Below are 17,828 nucleotides of genomic sequence, written 5' to 3' on the forward strand. Positions count from 1 at the left end.
AAAATGTAATAACGTGTTTGCGCCTTTGCTTATACTTTATCCAGGTGCAGCCGGTTACCGGTTCCTGTCTTCAGAAAACAAAAGCGTGGCTTGTATGTTCAAGCGCCTGCCACTGCGCGGCGGGCGCTACCAGGCCGCTGCCTGTGCAATATTAGCAATTGTAAGCCAATTTTGAAGCATTTGCAGGCCATAAGTGGTGAGCGCCGCCTCCGGGTGAAACTGCAGGGCGTACAGCGGCAGCGTTTTATGCCGGAACGCCATGAGTTCGCCCTCCTGCGTGTGTGCCAGCGGCTTTATACTTTCGGGCGTGTGCCGCAGCACCAGCGAGTGGTAGCGCACCACAGCCATACTTGTTGGCAGGCCTTTAAACAGCGGATCCTCCTCACAATTGATCTCGGAGATCTTGCCGTGCATCGGCCGCAGCCCCTTCTCCAGCTTAGCCCCGAAAAACTCGCCCAGCGCCTGGTGCCCCAGGCAAATGCCCAGCATCGGCACGCGGCTGTGATAGTGGCTGATCACCTCCATCATACTTCCGGCCTCCTGCGGCGTGCCCGGCCCCGGCGAAAGCACCACCGCCTCTACCGGCAGCTTTTGCAGCTCCCGCAGCGGCACATCGTTACGCACCACCTGCGCCTCCACCCCCAGCCTACCAAAGTAGTCTACCAGGTTATAGGTAAACGAGTCGAAGTTATCGAGCAGGAGAAGCATGGGAGTTGGGGAGTTATAGAGTTTGGGAGTTTAGGAGTGATACCTTTTAGAAGAGTTTATACTTAACTGGTCGCTCTGCCGAACTTCGCTATCTGATCAAATCCACTTTTACTTAACTAACTCCTAAACTCTCAAACTCCCCCACTCCTAAACTCCTAAAAGTGTTGCCGCAGCGAGGTGATGAGCGCTTTGATGAACGGGAGCACGTAGCTCAGGATGTCGAGGGCGTAGGGCGTTGTCTTGACTACTACCGGGTAGACCATCGAGGCATCGGCTGTATCTTTCGAGACACTGATGCCGGCCATATCGGACACATAGAGCAGCAGGCTCAGGGCCAGGCACCACTTCAGGGCGCCCAGTATACTTCCCAGCACATTATCGAACAGGCCGAAAGGTGTGAAATCGATGACCTTCTTGAGCAAGAGGCCGCCCAAATGGATGATCAGGATAATGCCCACGAACACCACCAGGAAGGTAACGTAGGGCAGCAGCCCGTGCGCGTCGCCAATAAAACCGGCCATCAGGGGCAGGGCCGTGTCCAGCAGTTTCAGGCCGCCAAGTATGGCCAGCACCAGCGCCACCAACGACACCAGTTCCAGCAGCAGCCCCTTCCGAAAGCCCATGAAAGCTCCGTAGGCAATCGGGATAGCCAGAAAAATATCAAACGTACTCATAATCTATAAAAAGGTGGAAGTTGCTACACTTCGTACCACGCCAGCACAGCCAGGCCATACTTGTGCGTGAAGGTACAGCCGCCGCCGCTTTGGAAGAGCAGCGGCGGCAGCTGCAAAGATAACTTTAAAAATCCGTATTGCTCAGCAAGTCGCCTACGGCCTGCGAGATAGCGCGCCCGTCGGCCTGCCCGGCCAGCTCTTTGGAAGCCACGCCCATCACCTTGCCCATATCCGAAGGGCCGGTGGCGCCCACACGCTGGATGATCTCCAGCAGACGGGTGCGCAAATCGCCTTCGTCCAGCTGCTTGGGCAGGTACTCCTCCACCACTGCCAGCTCCGCCAGCTCTACCTGCTCCAGGTCGGCGCGGCCCTGCTTGGCATACAGCTCCGCCGACTCGCGGCGCTGCTTGGCAGCCTTGGTCAGGAGCTTCAGTTCGGTGTCCTGGGTGATGCCCTCTGTGCCGCCCTTCTCCGTCTCGGCCAGCATGATCAGCGATTTTATACTTCTGAGCGCCTGCAAACGGGCTTTATCTTTGGCCAACATCGCTTGTTTAATGTCGGCATCAATGCGTTGTTTTAATGTCATAGTTTTTCTGGTTTATACTTTTATTTGGTTGAGGTGCTATTGCTTACGCATCCGCAGGCTTTTGCGGCCACCGCAAGAGACTGTCATCTTAAACAAAATTCCACTAATTTAGTCATTCTATTACGTAAGACGATGACAGGGCTGCAGCCCGCAAAACAGAGCCATGACGAAACTGAGTGTAAATATAAACAAAATAGCCACGCTGCGGAACGCCCGCGGCGGCGACAGGCCAAATGTGGTGCAGGCGGCCAAAGATTGCGAGCGCTTCGGCGCGCAGGGCATTACCGTGCACCCGCGCCCCGACGAGCGCCACATCCGCTACCGCGATGTGTACGATCTGAAGGAGGTGGTAACGACAGAATTCAACATCGAAGGAAATCCCACACCCGACTTTCTGAAACTTGTAAAAGAGGTGCGCCCGGAGCAGGCCACGCTGGTGCCCGACGCGCCCGATGCCATCACCTCCAACGCCGGCTGGGACACCATCCGCCACAAAGACTTTCTGACGGATGTGATTCTGGAGCTGAAGGAGCTGGGCATCCGCACCTCCATTTTTGTGGACCCGGACGAAGGGATGATTGAAGGCGCTGCGCTGGTAGAAACCGACCGCGTGGAGCTGTACACCGAAGCCTATGCCAGCAATTACCATACAGACCGCGAGAAGGCCATCGCGCCATACTTGAAAGCCGCTTTAAAAGCACAGGAGTATGGCTTGGGCCTAAACGCCGGCCACGACCTGGACCTGGATAACCTCAAGTACCTGCACGACACGCTGCCTAACCTGAAGGAGGTAAGCATCGGGCACGCCCTTATCTGCGATGCCTTGTACCTTGGCCTGGAGAATACGATTCAGCTTTACCTGCGCCAGCTCAAGTAATGGTAAACAGCATAAGTATAAACGAGTTTCTGCAGAAGGCGGAAAAGCTGCCAGTGCTGGATGTGCGCGCCCCCAAAGAGTATGCGGAAGGCCACATGCCCACGGCGCTGTCGTTCCCGATTTTTGACGATGCGCAGCGCGCCAGGGTGGGCACCGCCTATAAGCAGCAGGGCCACGACCCGGCGGTTCTGATCGGGCTGGACCTGTTTGGGCCGCGCATGGCGGGCTTTGTGCAGGAGGCGGGCAAGCTTTCCAAAAACAAGGAGCTGCTGGTGCACTGTTGGCGCGGCGGCATGCGTAGCGGGGCCATGGCCTGGCTGCTGGATTTTGCAGGCTTTAAAGTGCATCTGCTGCAGGGAGGTTACAAGGCTTACCGGAACCGCATGCACGAGGAGTTTGAAAAGCCGCGCAAGCTCATCATACTAGGCGGCCTGACGGGCAGCGGCAAAACCGACCTGCTGCCGCACCTGCAACAGCTCCGGCAACAAACGATAGACCTGGAAGGACTTGCCAACCACAAAGGCTCCGCCTTCGGCAGCATTGGCATGGACCCGCAACCCAGCACCGAGCACTTTGAGAACCTGCTGGGCATGCAGTTGTTACACTTAGATGAAAAGCTGCCGCTGTGGCTGGAGGACGAAAGTATAAATATAGGCCGCGTGCACATGCCCAAGCCCCTCTTCGACCAGATGCAGCAGGCGCCAACAGTTGTGCTGCAGGTGCCGCACAGGCTGCGGGTGCAAAAGCTGGCCCAGGAATACTGCCACACCAGCGAGGCCATACTTGCCACCGCTATCCTCAAAATAAAGAAGCGCCTGGGCGGCCTGGCTACCAAAGAGGCACTGTCGGCCATCTCGGATGGCGATATGGAGAAAATGGTAGAAATTGCCCTGACCTATTACGACAAAGCTTACGCATACGAACTGGCCAGGAAGCAGCGGGTGCTCCCGCTGGAACTGCCCGGCCTGAACCCGGAAGAAAACGCTGCCCTGGTGGTGGCTTTTGCTAAACAACATAACCTGCTTTAACCATGGAAGAGACATCCACCGAAAGTATAAAACTTACGCAATACAGCCACGGCGCCGGCTGCGGCTGTAAAATATCCCCCAAAGTGCTCGATGCCATCCTGCACTCCGACATCAGCTACCCCGAGGAGAAGAACCTGCTGGTGGGCAACAGCTCCCGCGACGACGCTGCCGTGTACGACATCGGCCAGGGCCGCGCCGTTATCAGCACCACCGACTTCTTTATGCCGATTGTGGACGATGCCTACGACTTCGGCAGAATTGCCTCGGCCAACGCCATTTCGGATGTGTATGCCATGGGCGGCACCCCCATGATGGCCATTGCCGTGCTGGGCTGGCCTATCGATAAACTCGCTCCGGAAGTAGCCAAGCGCGTGATTGAGGGCAGCCGCAGCATTTGCCACGAGGCAGGCATACCTTTAGCAGGCGGCCACAGCATCGACAGCCCTGAGCCAATTTTTGGTTTGGCCGTAACGGGCATGGTAAACATCCAAAACCTGAAGCAGAACGACACTGCCACCGCCGGCTGCGAGCTATACTTAACCAAGCCGCTGGGCGTGGGCATACTTTCTACGGCACAGAAAAAAGCCATCCTAAAACCGGAGCACGTACAACTGGCGCCGCAGCAGATGATGCAGCTCAACAAGATAGGCGCCGAACTAGGCCAGCTGCCGCAGGTAAAGGCCATGACCGACGTAACCGGTTTCGGCTTGATGGGGCACCTCTCGGAAATGTGCGAAGGCAGCAACCTGAGCGCCGAAGTATACTTTGACAAAGTGCCGGTGATACCAGAGGCATTGGAGTACCTGGCGCAAAAAGCCATACCAGGCGGCACCCACCGCAACTTCGACAGCTACGGCCACAAACTCGCCGACCTTGCGCCGGACCAGAAGCACCTGCTCTGCGACCCGCAAACCAGCGGCGGCCTGCTGGTAGCCGTTGACCCGGCTGGCAGGGATGAGGTGCTGGCGGTTTTTGAGAAGTATAACCTGCAACTGCAGCCGCTGGGTGTGCTGAAGAAGCGGGAAAATGGAGAGAAGTTGATAAGGGTGGTATAACAATATCTCCCTGCCTCCTGCTTCCGTACTTCCTAGAATTATGCCCTGGGGTTTGGCATTTAAGATAAAACCCACTCCTGGCCCCTCCAAGGAGGGGAATTACATCATGAGGAAAATTCCCCTCCTTGGAGGGGCCAGGGGTGGGTAAAGAATTATACCCTACTCTAAACCCTGTGGCTTAAATTATTAAAGTTAAATAGCACCTGAACAAATGAAACTACACTATAAAGAAATGGGCCATGGCCAACCGCTGCTGATATTGCATGGTTTGTTTGGCACGTTGGATAACTGGGCAACGCTGGCCAAACGGCTGGCAGAGCATTACAATGTTTTTCTGGTGGACCTGCGCAACCACGGCCGCTCCCCGCACAGCGAAGATCATAACTATGACGTCATGGCCGACGACGTGCTGCAACTGGTGGATGAGCTAGGCATTCCGACACCGGCTATTATGGGCCACTCTATGGGCGGTAAAGTTGCCATGCAGTATGCGCTTAAATACCCCACCCGCCTCACCCGACTGATTGTAGTAGACATTGCCCCCAAGGCATACCCGCCGCACCACGATGAGATCATCGACGCGCTGCAGTCGGTGGACCTGAGCACTGCCACCAGCCGCAGCGAGATAGACGCCCAACTGGCTAAAAGTATAAGCGAGGAGGAAGTGCGCCTGTTCCTGATGAAAAACCTGTACCGCAAGGAAGACAGCACCTTTGGCTGGCGCATGAACCTTGATGCCCTGGAGAAGAATTACGAGCACATAGCCGCCGCCATCACCGCTGACGTACCGTTTAAAAAGCATGCGCTGTTTATTAAAGGCGGCAGGTCTGGCTATATTAAGCAGGAGGACATCTATGGCTGTATTGAGCACCTGTTTACGCTGGTAGAGGTAGAAACCATACCGGAGGCAGGCCACTGGGTTCACGCCGAGGCGCCAGACAAAGTATACGATCTTGTTACCACTTTCCTGGAAGCCGACTAGGCCCGGTGATTAAAGGGATTAGAAAGATGTATAGGATTAAACTGTAGAACCTGATTTCACACTGATTCATCTATTCCTATAGCATGACAGACGCAAAATAATGCGTCTCTACTTTTGCCGGAGAGTCATGAGCAGGCAATCCTGTCCATCCTATAAACCTGTAAATCCTTGGGGTAGGGCCCCTATATATGTATTCAGACATGAAACTGCCACTGCTCCAAAGCCGTGGCAGTTTCAGTTGCTGGCGTTCACAACAATTTGACAATTAAACAAACCAACAATTAACAGCTACCTTTGCCCCATGAAGAAAACTGGCACTTTATACTTAATCCCCACTGTACTGGCAGACAACACGCAAGACCAGGTAATATCGCCGCAGGTGAAGGAAACGGTGCAGCAAATGACCTACTTTATTGTGGAGAACCTGCGCACCGCCCGCCGCTACGTAAAAAGCATTTGCCCGGAGTTGGTGATTGAGCAGCTGAAGTTTGTGCAGATAGACAAAGACGCCACAGCGGCACAGGTGCAGGCCTCACTAAAGCCATTGTTGGAGCAAGGCATGGATGCCGGCGTTATATCGGAGGCGGGTTGCCCCGGCGTGGCCGACCCCGGCGCGGAGGTAGTGAAGCATGCGCACCAGAAAAGTATAAAAGTAGTGCCATTTGCCGGCCCTTCGGCCATATTGCTGAGCCTGATGGCCAGCGGCTTTAACGGACAGCAGTTCTGCTTCCACGGCTACCTGCCCATTGATAAGCGCGACCGGCTGCAGGCGCTGCGGCAACTGGAGAAGGAAATGCAGCAGCGCAACCAGACCCAGATCTTCATGGAAACGCCTTACCGCAACAACAAGCTGCTCGATGACCTGCTCGCCACCCTCCACCCCGACACCAAGCTCTGCATCGCCGCCAACATCACCTCCCCAGAGCATGAGTTTATTCAAACCAAAAGTATAAGCCAGTGGCGCGGCAAGCTGCCCGACATCCATAAACAACCGACTGTCTTTTTGATTTATAGATAAGAGAGCTGAAGCAAATAAAAAAGCCTTAGCTATAAAGTTAGCTAAGGCTTTTTTGTGGGCAAAAAGAAAAGGCCTCCGGAAACCGAAGGCCTTTATCCAATGAAGAAGACTACTACCTAGTATTCTAATCTATCTACTTTATTTCTCATGGTTTTAAACAGTATGCGTTGGCAGACTATTCAGCAACGTCCCACCAAACGCGGGAAGTATTTTTGTCTGCAGCCGGAGCCAGGCCGGAGATACCACCCTGAAGGTTCGCGTTGTTCAGCGTAGTCTCTTCAACTGGGTAATCGTATCTTCTGGCAATAGCACCGTCGTTCAGCGCGTCAGCAGCAGGAGTCAGCTCAGGATAACCTGTTCTCCTCCACTCTGCCCAGGCATCAAAGCCTTGCGGGAACAGCGCCTTCCACTTTTCTTCTGCAATTACCTGCAGCATACCACCTTCAGCCGTTAAAGCATCGGCTACGCGGGCTACAGCGTAAGCTTCTGCACCGCTGGCAATATCCTCGCCGGTTCTTTCATCCCAAGTCTGGAAAGACAGCTCAATGCCCTTTACAAGCATATCTGCAGCTACCTCATTTGTCCAGCCTCTTTGTGCTGCCTCAGCTCTGTTCAGGTAAGTATAACCTGCCGTCATTGCAGGAAGCGAAGCCTCTGCCGACCAAACGTAAGTTGATGCTTTCGCTCTGCCTGCACCAGTCTCATCGTTGTAGCCGTAAGGTACACCTTCCAACTCAGCGTCGGTAGCGTAAGCATAGATACGGGCATCAAAGGTAGTGTTAGAGGTTGGGTTCAGAGAACCTTCCGCACCCATTGGGTCGCCTTGCAGGGCATCCACAAACTCGTCTGCCAGGAAGTAGTCAGCCGCTCTGTTGCGGTTGAATGGGTTCTGGTACGCAGTAAGTGCCTCATACTTGAACCATGCTTCCTCGCTTACTTCGTCTATCACACCAGCTTCGTGATTCAAAGCATCGTTAAACACACCTACCGCGTCGATAGAAGACTCTGCGTCTACCTCAGAAAGCTGCAGGGAAGCCTGCATCAGCAAAGAGTTAGCCAGCTTCTGCCAGTTAGCCATGTCACCGCCGTACAGGATATCTCCCACCGGAGCATCGGCGCCTGTTTTAATAAGATCGCGGCCTTCCTGCAGGTCAGCGATCAGCTGCATGTAGATCTGCTCCTGCGAATCGTACGCCGGCGTCAGGTTCTCTATGCCCAGCAGTGCCTGAGACAATGGAGCGTCGCCCCAGTTATCCGTCAGCCTTTTCAGCACCATCGCTCTGAAGATCAGGGCAACACCTAGTTGGTTGTCCGGATCGCCCTGCGCGGCCAACTCTGGCGTACGCTGCTCCTCATCACGGGCAATGTTAATTACTGTGGTAAGGTTTGGCAGTATACGGTTATAGTATGTAGCCCAGGAAGCCGGAGTCTCGGCATACAGCATTTCGTCTGTATACGTTACCTGAGACTGGTACTGCACATAAAGGGTTGGGTTCAGAACACCCTGGCGGCCAGTTTGAGTTGCGAATGTCTGAATCGCACCAGCCAGCAAACCTGCCGGATACGCCTCACTAGCACCGTTACGGTTTTCGTTGATATCTCCGAAGTCTACCGTTTCGCAGGCACTAAAACCTTGCGCAAGCACAAGCCCTAATGCCATGTATATAAATCTTTTCTTCATTATTCGTAATTTTTAGAATGTCAGTCTAACGTTTACACCATAGCTCTTTGTACCTGGCAGCTGCGCGTTCTCACCGTAAGTCTGAGAAAGCTCAGATGGATCCCAACGGTGATAGTTGTCGTCAGATACAGACATCAGCCACAGGTTTCTGCCCACTACGCCAATGGTAGCGCCTTTGATCACGTTGTTCTTCAGGCCACCGTCCTTAAATAGGCTAGACAGGTCGTAAGACAGGTTAATGTCTCTCAGCTTAATGAAGCTGGCATCGTGGATGAATGGCTCGGCGATAGAGTTTGCGTTAAACTGCTGATAATAGCTCTGGCCTTCTACATAAGTATCCACGGCTTCGCCAGTTGGAGATACACCTACTACGTGCACACCACCACCGTCAGCAACTGCGTCACGCACGTTGTTGCCTTTGTCGTTTGTGCTGGCTGTTTCTTCAAACAGACCTGAGTAGTAACCCCACTGCTCAGACAGCGAGAAGAACTTGCCACCTTTCTGGAAGTCGATAGCCGCAGTAAGCGACAGGCCTTTGTAGCTGAATCTGTTCAGCACACCACCAGTAAAGTCTGGCAGTACAGAACCAAAGTATTTGTTAGACTCCGTTACATACAGGCCGTTAGAGTTCACGATGCGGTTGCCGTTGTCGTCAGTAGCAAAGCCAATACCTCTTAGCTGGCCCCAGTTGTTACCAAGCTCATGTATAACTGATACAAACTGCCAGTCATCGCTACCACCTGGCGCAGAAATAGCGTCCAAGCCTTCTGGCAACTCATCTACACTAGTTCTGTTGCGGGCATAGTTCACGAGGATGTTCCAGTTAAAGCCGTTGTCAGACTTAAACACGTCACCGTCAATGGCAACTTCAACACCTTTTCTGGAAGAAGCACCGGCGTTAGTCAGGTAATATGAGTAACCAGTAGTTGTAGAGATACTTACAGGGATGATCTCATCTTCACGAGTTTCATCATAGTAAGTGAAGCTACCGCCAATTCTGTTGCTCAGGAAACGTACATCAAAACCAGCCTCAAAAGAGGTGTTTGTCGCAGGTCTGATTTTCGGATCAACCAGCAGGGTTGGCACATAAGCTAACAGGTTAGAGCCACCCCAAGGCTGAGCGCCAAGAGAATAAACTGGGTTGATACGTAACGCATCTACGTCGCTACCAACCTGTGCCCAACCTGCTCTTACCTTACCGAATGACAGGGCGTCGAAGCCGTCGATCAGCTCAGTGAAGATAAAGCTGGCACCGATACCTGGATAATTGTAGCCATTCTTGGTTGTTGGCAGTGCAGAGCTCCAGTCTTGTCTTAAGCTTGCATCCACATATAACATGTCTCTGAAACCAATAGAGGCACTACCGTAGATGCTTCGTACTTCTTTGTCTTCAAGGTAAGTCTGCGGCGATGGCGTAATACCTGCGTTCGAGAAGATATATGTGTCAGGGATGATCAGGCCACCAGTTTTAGCACCTGGAGACATGTTAGCGTAAAAATCATCACGAGTATCTTTTCTTAGGTTACCACCTACAAAAGCGCTCACGTCGAAGTCGCCGAACTCATTCTCATAGCGCAAGCTAGAGCTCAGGTTGTTTTCTGCCTCAGCAATTTCGGTACGGCCGAAAGCATTGCTCCACGCGTTGTACAGTTCTGGCGCGGCTGAGTTAGACAGCGAGAACGGGAAGTAGAACTCAGACAGGTACTCTGTAGAGGTTCTAGCTGCTGAAGCAGACAGGGTCCAGTTATCATTGAAGCTGTAAGCTGCAGTCAGGTTACCGGTAACGTTGTTACGGGTTTTCTTCTGGTCATAACGATCCAGGAAGGTATATGGGTTGAACCAGAAAGCTGGCTTCTGGAAACCACCACCATAGTAAGTATAGTAGTCTGGTCCCCACCAGTTCCAAGAAGCAGAGTAACCACCTGGGGTCTGCAGGTCTTTCAACTCACGCAGCTTATCAGTGTCTACGCTACGGTTAAACCAGGAGTTAAATGAGCCGGAAGTTTGGTTACCATAACCGTCTTCCTGGTCGCCTCTAACGATAGAGTTTGTGTAGCGAATGTTGGCATCTACACGCAGCTTTTCAGTAGCGTTGAAACCGAAGTTAGTCGTAATGTAGTGTCTCTTCAGGTCAGTATAAGGTGTGATACCCTGCTGATCCAGGTTAGTGTAAGACAGACGAGCGTTATACTTGTCGTTACCGCCACCAAAAGAGATAGTGTTTTTCTTTGTTACACCTGTGTCGTAGAAGTTCTTGATGTTGTCTGGCTGCGCCTCATACTTAGCAGTCTGGCCAAAGTATGGGTTCGGGTTTTCCTCACTTCCAGGCCACCATGCATACCATGGCACATACTCCTGGCCGTCGAATTTTGGTCCCCAGCTCTCGTCAGCATAGTTGTTATCCCAAAGTAGGTAACGCTTGCCGTCAAACACCTGCCACTCTGATGGGTAAGGCTCGCCCTCCGCACCGGCACCATAGTTGAATGTACCGAAAGAGGCCTCACCATCGTAACCACCACCGTACTGGTTCTGATACTTAGGCAGGTAAGCTACTTTATCCCACGTAGTAGAGCTGGCAACTTCTACAGATATGTTGCCTGAGCCTTTCTTTGTAGTGATAACTACTACACCGGCCTCAGCGCGCTGGCCGTAAAGTGAAGTCGCGTTTGGTCCTTTCAGTACGTTCACAGACTCCACGTTCTCCATATCCACCTGGTTAGGGTCAGAAGGCACGCCGTCAACGATGTACAACGGATCTTTGTCGCTTGTCAGGGAGATGGCACCACGGATACGGATCTTACCGAACTCGCCCAGCTTAGAACCGGCCTGTCCGTTGATCTGCACACCCGCTACTTTACCGGCAAGTGCATCCTTGATGTTTACGTTCTGTGTAATGTTCAGGTCCTGCGCCTGAACCTCTTGCGTAGCATACGTTACTGTTCTTTTTTCTCTTTCTACACCAAGAGCTGTTACTACTACCTCTTGTAGTTGCTCCGTGTCAGTAGAGAGAGCCACATCTACTGTGTTCGCATTGCCGATGGCACGCTCTACAGTTGTGTAGCCGATAAAGCGGTAAACCAGCGTGTTGTTTCCTTGTGGCACGTTAATGGAGTAAGCACCGTCAACACCGGTTGTGGTGCCCACAGTGGTCCCCTTAACGATTACCGCAACACCTGGCAGTGGTTGGCTGGTAGCAGCATCTGTCACTTTACCAGTGATGGTCCTAACCTGTGCCATGGCCTGATGTATCAGGGCAGTCACAAGCAAGAGACTCAGAAATAGAATTTTCTTCATTGTGTGTTAGTTTAAAGTGAGAGTTTAGGTTAAAAATTCTAAGCAAGGCGCTAAGCCTTAGTGGAGGTTCAAATCTTCAGCGGTCGCAACAGCAGGCATAAGGCATACCTGTCCCTGTCCGAAAACGGGGTATTGCCTGGCCGGCAAAGCCAGCAGGAACAACGCCAATGCTTTCAAACATCAGGTATAACTGCCCGTGCGCAGGGATTACCCTGGCAAGCAGCGAACCGTTACGATATAGGTGTTAAAGAGGGGGGATGTGTACAGCACCCTAGGGGCGCCCCAAGTAGTAAAGCTTCTGTCATAAAATGTTTGTTTAAGGTGAGACTTATCAACAAGTTTATCAAAAAGGCTTCAAATTAACAAATGCTTATCCGTAGATTTATTTATAGTCGCATATTAATGTTTTAACGCCAATCGGCTATAAACCAGCACAATGCGTTATATCCCAACATTTTATACCTCCGATAGTGGCAATAATAATTTTATTGAAGCAATATGGTTTGCGTGGCAACAATACAGAACAAAACATATTTTTTTTTGATTTATGCTTATACAGCAACTAGGGGAAATAAGTTGCTAAGCAACACAAGGGACGTATTATTCCCATACTTTTACACCTAACTTCCTTATTAGAAGCACATCCACCCTATTTTAGGGGCTTTTCCCCTTCTGCCCTAATCGCAGCGCCGGGCCAGCACAGCACACGCTCCTCCAACTACAGGCAAAAGAAAAGGCTTCCGGAACCCGGAAGCCTTTTCCAATGAAGAAGACTACTACCTAGTATTCAATCGTATTTTTAAATGACATCTGGTTCAGCGCCTACCTCACATCCCAGAACAGCTTCGTGCTGCTTTCATCGCCGCCAATGGCTGATGCAGCTGCTTCACGGTTTTCCGGGTTAAGCGTTTGCTCGTTTATGGGGTAGATCATGCGGGTGGGTATCGTTAATTGGGAAGCTCCTTCAATAACCGGTGGCTGCAGGTCTGGGGCATCCAGCCTCCTCCACTCCAGCCATGCTTCGTACCCGCGGTTGTACAGCGCAATCCACTTCTGCGTGCCGATCTTCTCTCGCCAATCGCCGGGGGCAGTGTTGTAGTTCACACCAGGCTGGTTCAAATAGGCCTCAGCCTCAGCCATTGAGGCTCCCCAATAGGTTATAGAGGCTATAATGGCAGCATTGTAGTGTTCTTCCGCAGTGCCCTCCACGTTATAGCCTCTTTCCACAGCCTCTGCCAGCAGGAACTCAACCTCTGAGAGGTCCAATAGCAAAGCCTCAAACGATGGTTCTATGATAAGATCACTCACTGTGGAGAAGCTAGAGTATGAGTTGGGGTAGCCATACCTGCCTCCTATATACTCACCGTCTACGGTAGTAAAGTAATACGGTCTTCTGGGGTCGTCCAGTTCATTCATCACATCCACTAGGGTGCTGGCTGCTACATAGTCTTGCCTGGAAGTAAAGATCGGGTTTATGTTCGCGGAAACAGGGTTGTTGTTTGGCGGACCACTCATGTATGGGAAGGCGGCATTATCTTCATTAAACTCAAACACATTTGGTGCAGCCTCCTCCACCAGCGTCTGGGCTTTGCCCGGGTCTACATCCGCAATCACCATCGCTAACCTTAGCTTTAGCGAATTGCCAAACTTCACCCACTGATCCATGTTTCCACCGTACAGTACATCCCCTTGATCAATCCCGGGGACAGTGGGGTCAATAAGCCCCAAAGCCGTGTCTAGCCTTGACAGGATGTCGTTGTATATGGTCTGGGCATCATCATACGCCGGCAGGGCATTTTCCGGGTCCAGCGCTTGTGAGTAAGGCACGTCGCCGAACGTGGTTACCAGCACAGACCAAGTATACACCTGCATGATCTCTATCTGGGCCAACTGGTTGTTTTTAACAGCAAGAGCAAGTAGCTCATCCTCCGCCAGTATTCTTTCGGCCTCTTTCAGGTCTGCCAGCACGTCGCGGTATAAGGTCTGCCACATGTTCTGCGGGATAATGCGCGAGGTCATGTTATACCTTGGCTCATCCAGGTACTGGGTCGAGGTCCAGTGCTGCACATAGAACCTGTAGTTGTTGGTGTTTACGTTGGGCGTTGTCAGCACATCCGTCAGGTTCTTTACAGCATTTGTAAACAAGGTAGCCGGCGGCGCCTCGGTGGCTCGCTTCGGGTCTACGTTATAGTCGTCCAGGCTATCCACGCATGATGATATCAGCACCAGCGAGAATATACATATTAGATACTTCTTCATTTCCTGATCTTTAAAAATTTAACCTAACATTAAATCCATAAGTTTTTACAGCCGGATAAGCACCACTCTGGTAGCCTCTGGCAGCGTTGCCTGAGCTCAGGCCTTCTTCCGGGTCAGAGTACTTCATGTTCTTATGGATGATCCACAGGTTGCGGCCTATAAGTTGCAGATCCACACCTTTTATAAAGTCAACGCTCTCGAGAAGCGACTGAGGCAGCGAATATGTCAGAGCCACTTCGCGTAGCTTTACAAAGCTGCCATCAAATACATACCAGGCTCTTGGGGCGCCTACATAGTTATTAGCAGCGTATCCGAAAGGAGTCAGGCCGTCGCCATTCTGGTTCTCTGCATAGATGTCGTTCTGAGAGCCGTCCTCTTTAACACCTGGTAAAAGTATACCACCGCCTTCTGCAACAGGAAGCCTGGAAGGATTGCCTTTGTCGTTCAGACCTGCCGTATGGGGGTACAAGCCAGTTGCCTCGCCGTACCACTGGTCCAGCGAGAAGATGTCGCCGCCCTGGCGAATATCGATCAGGAAGCCAAGGGAAATGCCCCGGTAGCTAAGTGTGTTGTTGATACCGCCCAACCAATCGGGGTTAGGGTCACCGATGATCGCGTTGGAGCCCGGAGTAACCAAGTAGTAGCCATCCGAGTTAACGGTGCGCTGCCCGTTGGTGTAAACAAAGTCGTTGCCCCTGATGATGCCGTAAGGCTCGCCTACTGCCGCGTTGAGCGAAACGCCACCCTGGAGAGATAAAGTTGTCAACGATATGTTCTGCACGTCCTGGTACAAACTAAGCACTTCGTTTCTGTTGCGCGAGAAGTTCAGGTTTAAGTTCCAGGTAAAGTCGCCCTGAAAAGGAGTGACGAAAGCTGTTACCTCAAAGCCCCTATTCTCCACCTCTCCGGCATTCACGAATCGTTGTGTATAACCACTTGCCGAGGTAGTGCTTACAGGTATGATCTGATCCACGGTATTAGACTTGTACCAAGTAAAATCAAACCCAAACAGGCTGTTGAAGAACTCTGCTTCCACGCCAGCCTCAAAGCTTTTCTGCCGCTCAGGCTTCAGCTCCAGGTTGTTTTTAATGTTAGGAAGAGAGAACAGCGGCACCGAGCCGAAGCCGGTTGGTTTGTCGTACACGCTCAGGATACTCAAAGGAGGCGCATCGTTGCCTACCTCTGCATAGTTTACACGCACCTTGCCATGCGACAGCCAGTCTACATCAAGCGCGTTAGAGAAGACATAGTTGGCCGCAATAGCAGGGTAGAAGTATGAGTTATTATCCTCCGGCAATGTGGTGGATTTATCCTGACGAGCGGATAGCTCCAGGAACAGCATCTCTTTGTAGCCGAAGTTCGCATTGGCAAAGATGCCGTCAACCCCTCTGCGCCAGGAGTCTTCCACAGGAGGCTCAATAGGGCTTACTGTGTTCGAAAGCGAGTACAGCTCTGGCACTGCAAGGCCACCGTTCGTAGATGCCCTCACAGAGTTCATGCGCTCCCTGCGCAGGTTTCCCCCCAGCAAACCCGTAAAGCTGATATCCTCGGTGATATCCTTTTTGAAGTTTAACATGAGGTCAAAGTTCGTTTCGTTAAAATCTCTGTTAAACCGGGTATAGTCGCTCAAGTCTGCACTGCCTATCGCCACACGCTCTTCCTGAAAGTCGGTGGTGGTGTTGATGGCAACACGCCCCATTACGTTAAACCAATCGGTAAACTTATAGGTAGTAGTACCATAACCGTAGAAGTTGTCGCGGCTGTCGTTAGAGAAGTTCTCGAACCTAGACCAGTAGGGGTTATCAGAATAGATAGGCCCGGTGTTGCTGGCATTCCAGTTCCAGGTAATGTTCTGCCGGTTCCTAAAATAAGCCTCTTCCTGCTCTTTAATGTCCACGTTGGTTTGCCACCACTGCCTGAACTGCTGGTTTGGGTTACGTCCGTTATAGCCGGTACCATACCTGCCTACACCTTTTACCCGTGTATAGTTGGCGGAGGCACTCACGGCCAGCTTCTCGGTAGCGTCGAACGTGCCGTTGAAGTTGAACAGGTCCTTGTCGATGGTGCTGTTTGGCAGGTTGCCTTTAATGTCGTTGCGGGTATAGCCAACGTTAAAGGTGGTGTTGGTGCCACCGCCGCTCACAATAATGCTCTGGTTGGAGTTAACCCCTGTTTCGTAGAAAGTACTGGGGTCATTGTCGGCGGCTACCCATGGCCTTGTTTTACCGAAGTTCGGGTGAAACGGATCGATGGCATCCCACTGGTACACCTGCAGGTTCGGGTCGAACCTGGGGCCGTAAGAGGCATCATCCTGGAAGCGCACTACCGGTGCCTCGCCGCTGCCTAAGTCCTGGGGTGCCCGGAAGCCCTGAAAATATCCACCGCCATACTCCTTCTGATACCTGATAAAAGTGCTCTCATCTATGTGGCTCCAGGTTACGCCACTGTTCACGGTTATGTTCAGATCGTTCTTTCGGCCTTTTTTGGTGGTGATCATGATCACACCGTTGGCTGCGCGCGAACCGTAGAGGGCTGTTGCCGCCGCACCTTTCAGCACGTTTACCGACTCAATATTGTCCGGGTTCAGGTCGGCAGCGGCGTTACCGAAGTCGGCACCTGCCCTACCTGTTTGCTGGTCAGCGGTGTTGTTGTTGGCGTTACTTACCGGCACGCCGTCTATCACGAACAGGGCCTGGTTATTACCGGTGATGGAGGAGTAACCCCGAATAATCACGTTGGTGGAACCGCCCATGGTGTTGTTGGACCGAATGTCCAGGCCGGCCACCTTGCCTGATAGCGTGTTCACAAAATCGCTGCTTCTGGTTCGGGTTACCTGGTCTCCGCTAACCTCCTGGGCCGAATATGCCAGCTCGTTTCTGGTTCGCTCGATACCCAGGGCCGTTACCACAACCTCTTCCAGTTGCTCTGTGTCAGTGGCCAGTGTTACATCAATTGTGTTTTCATTGCCAATGGCACGCTCAACAGTCTGATAGCCGATAAAGCGGAACACCAGCGTGTTGCCTCCCTCCGGCACATTGATAGAGTACTCCCCTTCGGCTCCGGTTGTAGAGCCCACCGTGGTACCCTTTACGATCACCGCTACGCCAGGCAGCGGTTGGTTGGTAGTAGCATCCATTACCCTACCAGTGATGGTCCTAACCTGTGCCATGGCCTGATGCAGCAGGACCGACACAAGCAAAAGACTCAGGAATAGAACTTTCTTCATTGTGTTTTAGATTAAAGTGTAGTTTAGATAAGGCGGTAAAAAATCAGTAGCTAATCAGCACAAGACAAGGGGGAGGTCTGGGCGCAACGTAAGCGCAGAGGCACATAAGTGCCAAGGGAAGAAAAGCACCTCAGTAGCCGCACCATGCGGCACTCGGGCAAGTGAAAAAGATACTGTTTTCGACAGAGGGATAAAGGCTGCTGTCCCGCTAAGGCTGCACCTTAACCATGTATGTCTTTTGTAATAAGAGTTTTACAGCGAAGACTTATACTAAGCAGATAACTACACATGGTGCACAGAAGGCACCAGACAAAGAAGTAAAGTTTGTTTCATACGTTCATCTCTAAACAACTGAAACCCCTAAATAATATAAATATTTAAATATAACACTGGTGCAACCTCTTCACAAAGTCTTCTCATGCTTCCTGTTGCACTCCGCA

Annotated in this window: 12 protein-coding genes; 5 read left to right on the forward strand and 7 right to left on the reverse strand. The window is 52.0% G+C overall.

Annotated features, from left to right (window positions below; genetic code table 11):
- Nucleotides 1-126: 126 nt before the first annotated feature.
- The 3 genes from FJM65_RS04065 to FJM65_RS04075 all read right to left on the reverse strand — a co-directional run bounded on the left by FJM65_RS04065 (nucleotide 127) and on the right by FJM65_RS04075 (nucleotide 1,968).
- Nucleotides 127-708, reverse strand: a complete 582-nt coding sequence (locus FJM65_RS04065) for an anthranilate synthase component II (RefSeq protein WP_140619725.1) — start codon at nucleotides 706-708, stop codon at nucleotides 127-129.
- A 155-nt stretch (nucleotides 709-863) separates the two neighbouring features.
- Nucleotides 864-1,382 carry a CvpA family protein gene (locus tag FJM65_RS04070; RefSeq protein WP_140619727.1) on the reverse strand — a complete coding sequence of 173 codons (519 nt, stop codon included), beginning with the start codon at nucleotides 1,380-1,382 and terminating at the stop codon, nucleotides 864-866.
- A gap of 124 nt (nucleotides 1,383-1,506) precedes the next feature.
- On the reverse strand, nucleotides 1,507-1,968 hold the full coding sequence (locus FJM65_RS04075; protein WP_140619729.1) for a GatB/YqeY domain-containing protein: 462 nt from the start codon (nucleotides 1,966-1,968) through the stop codon (nucleotides 1,507-1,509).
- Nucleotides 1,969-2,131: 163 nt separating this feature from the next.
- Between FJM65_RS04075 and FJM65_RS04080 the strand changes: the two genes are divergently transcribed.
- The 5 genes from FJM65_RS04080 (at nucleotide 2,132) to FJM65_RS04100 (ending at nucleotide 6,928) form a co-directional block, all read left to right on the forward strand.
- Nucleotides 2,132-2,845, forward strand: a complete 714-nt coding sequence (locus FJM65_RS04080; protein ID WP_140619731.1) for a pyridoxine 5'-phosphate synthase — start codon at nucleotides 2,132-2,134, stop codon at nucleotides 2,843-2,845.
- Nucleotides 2,845-3,873, forward strand: a complete 1,029-nt coding sequence (mnmH, locus tag FJM65_RS04085; protein WP_140619734.1) for a tRNA 2-selenouridine(34) synthase MnmH — start codon at nucleotides 2,845-2,847, stop codon at nucleotides 3,871-3,873. The genes FJM65_RS04080 and mnmH overlap by 1 nt, the downstream gene beginning before the upstream one ends.
- 2 nt (nucleotides 3,874-3,875) lie before the next feature.
- Nucleotides 3,876-4,928: a selenide, water dikinase SelD gene (selD, locus tag FJM65_RS04090; RefSeq protein WP_140619736.1), complete on the forward strand. Its 1,053-nt coding sequence runs from the start codon at nucleotides 3,876-3,878 to the stop codon at nucleotides 4,926-4,928.
- 211 nt (nucleotides 4,929-5,139) lie between these two features.
- Nucleotides 5,140-5,910, forward strand: coding sequence for an alpha/beta fold hydrolase (locus FJM65_RS04095; RefSeq protein ID WP_140619739.1), 771 nt, complete (start codon nucleotides 5,140-5,142; stop codon nucleotides 5,908-5,910).
- Nucleotides 5,911-6,211: 301 nt separating this feature from the next.
- Nucleotides 6,212-6,928, forward strand: a complete 717-nt coding sequence (locus FJM65_RS04100; protein ID WP_140619741.1) for an SAM-dependent methyltransferase — start codon at nucleotides 6,212-6,214, stop codon at nucleotides 6,926-6,928.
- A gap of 175 nt (nucleotides 6,929-7,103) precedes the next feature.
- Here FJM65_RS04100 and FJM65_RS04105 read toward each other — a convergent pair whose 3' ends face one another.
- The 4 genes from FJM65_RS04105 to FJM65_RS04120 all read right to left on the reverse strand — a co-directional run bounded on the left by FJM65_RS04105 (nucleotide 7,104) and on the right by FJM65_RS04120 (nucleotide 17,388).
- Nucleotides 7,104-8,588, reverse strand: a complete 1,485-nt coding sequence (locus FJM65_RS04105) for a SusD/RagB family nutrient-binding outer membrane lipoprotein (protein ID WP_181163631.1) — start codon at nucleotides 8,586-8,588, stop codon at nucleotides 7,104-7,106.
- A gap of 33 nt (nucleotides 8,589-8,621) precedes the next feature.
- Complete coding sequence (locus tag FJM65_RS04110) at nucleotides 8,622-11,903, reverse strand: SusC/RagA family TonB-linked outer membrane protein (protein ID WP_140619745.1); 3,282 nt, start codon at nucleotides 11,901-11,903, stop codon at nucleotides 8,622-8,624.
- A gap of 822 nt (nucleotides 11,904-12,725) precedes the next feature.
- Nucleotides 12,726-14,162, reverse strand: a complete 1,437-nt coding sequence (locus tag FJM65_RS04115; RefSeq protein ID WP_140619747.1) for a SusD/RagB family nutrient-binding outer membrane lipoprotein — start codon at nucleotides 14,160-14,162, stop codon at nucleotides 12,726-12,728.
- A 10-nt stretch (nucleotides 14,163-14,172) separates the two neighbouring features.
- Nucleotides 14,173-17,388, reverse strand: a complete 3,216-nt coding sequence (locus tag FJM65_RS04120) for a SusC/RagA family TonB-linked outer membrane protein (RefSeq protein WP_140619749.1) — start codon at nucleotides 17,386-17,388, stop codon at nucleotides 14,173-14,175.
- Nucleotides 17,389-17,828: the final 440 nt, after the last annotated feature.

Origin of the sequence: Pontibacter mangrovi (genome assembly GCF_006385705.1) — a bacterium.
GTDB classification, from domain to species: domain Bacteria; phylum Bacteroidota; class Bacteroidia; order Cytophagales; family Hymenobacteraceae; genus Pontibacter; species Pontibacter mangrovi.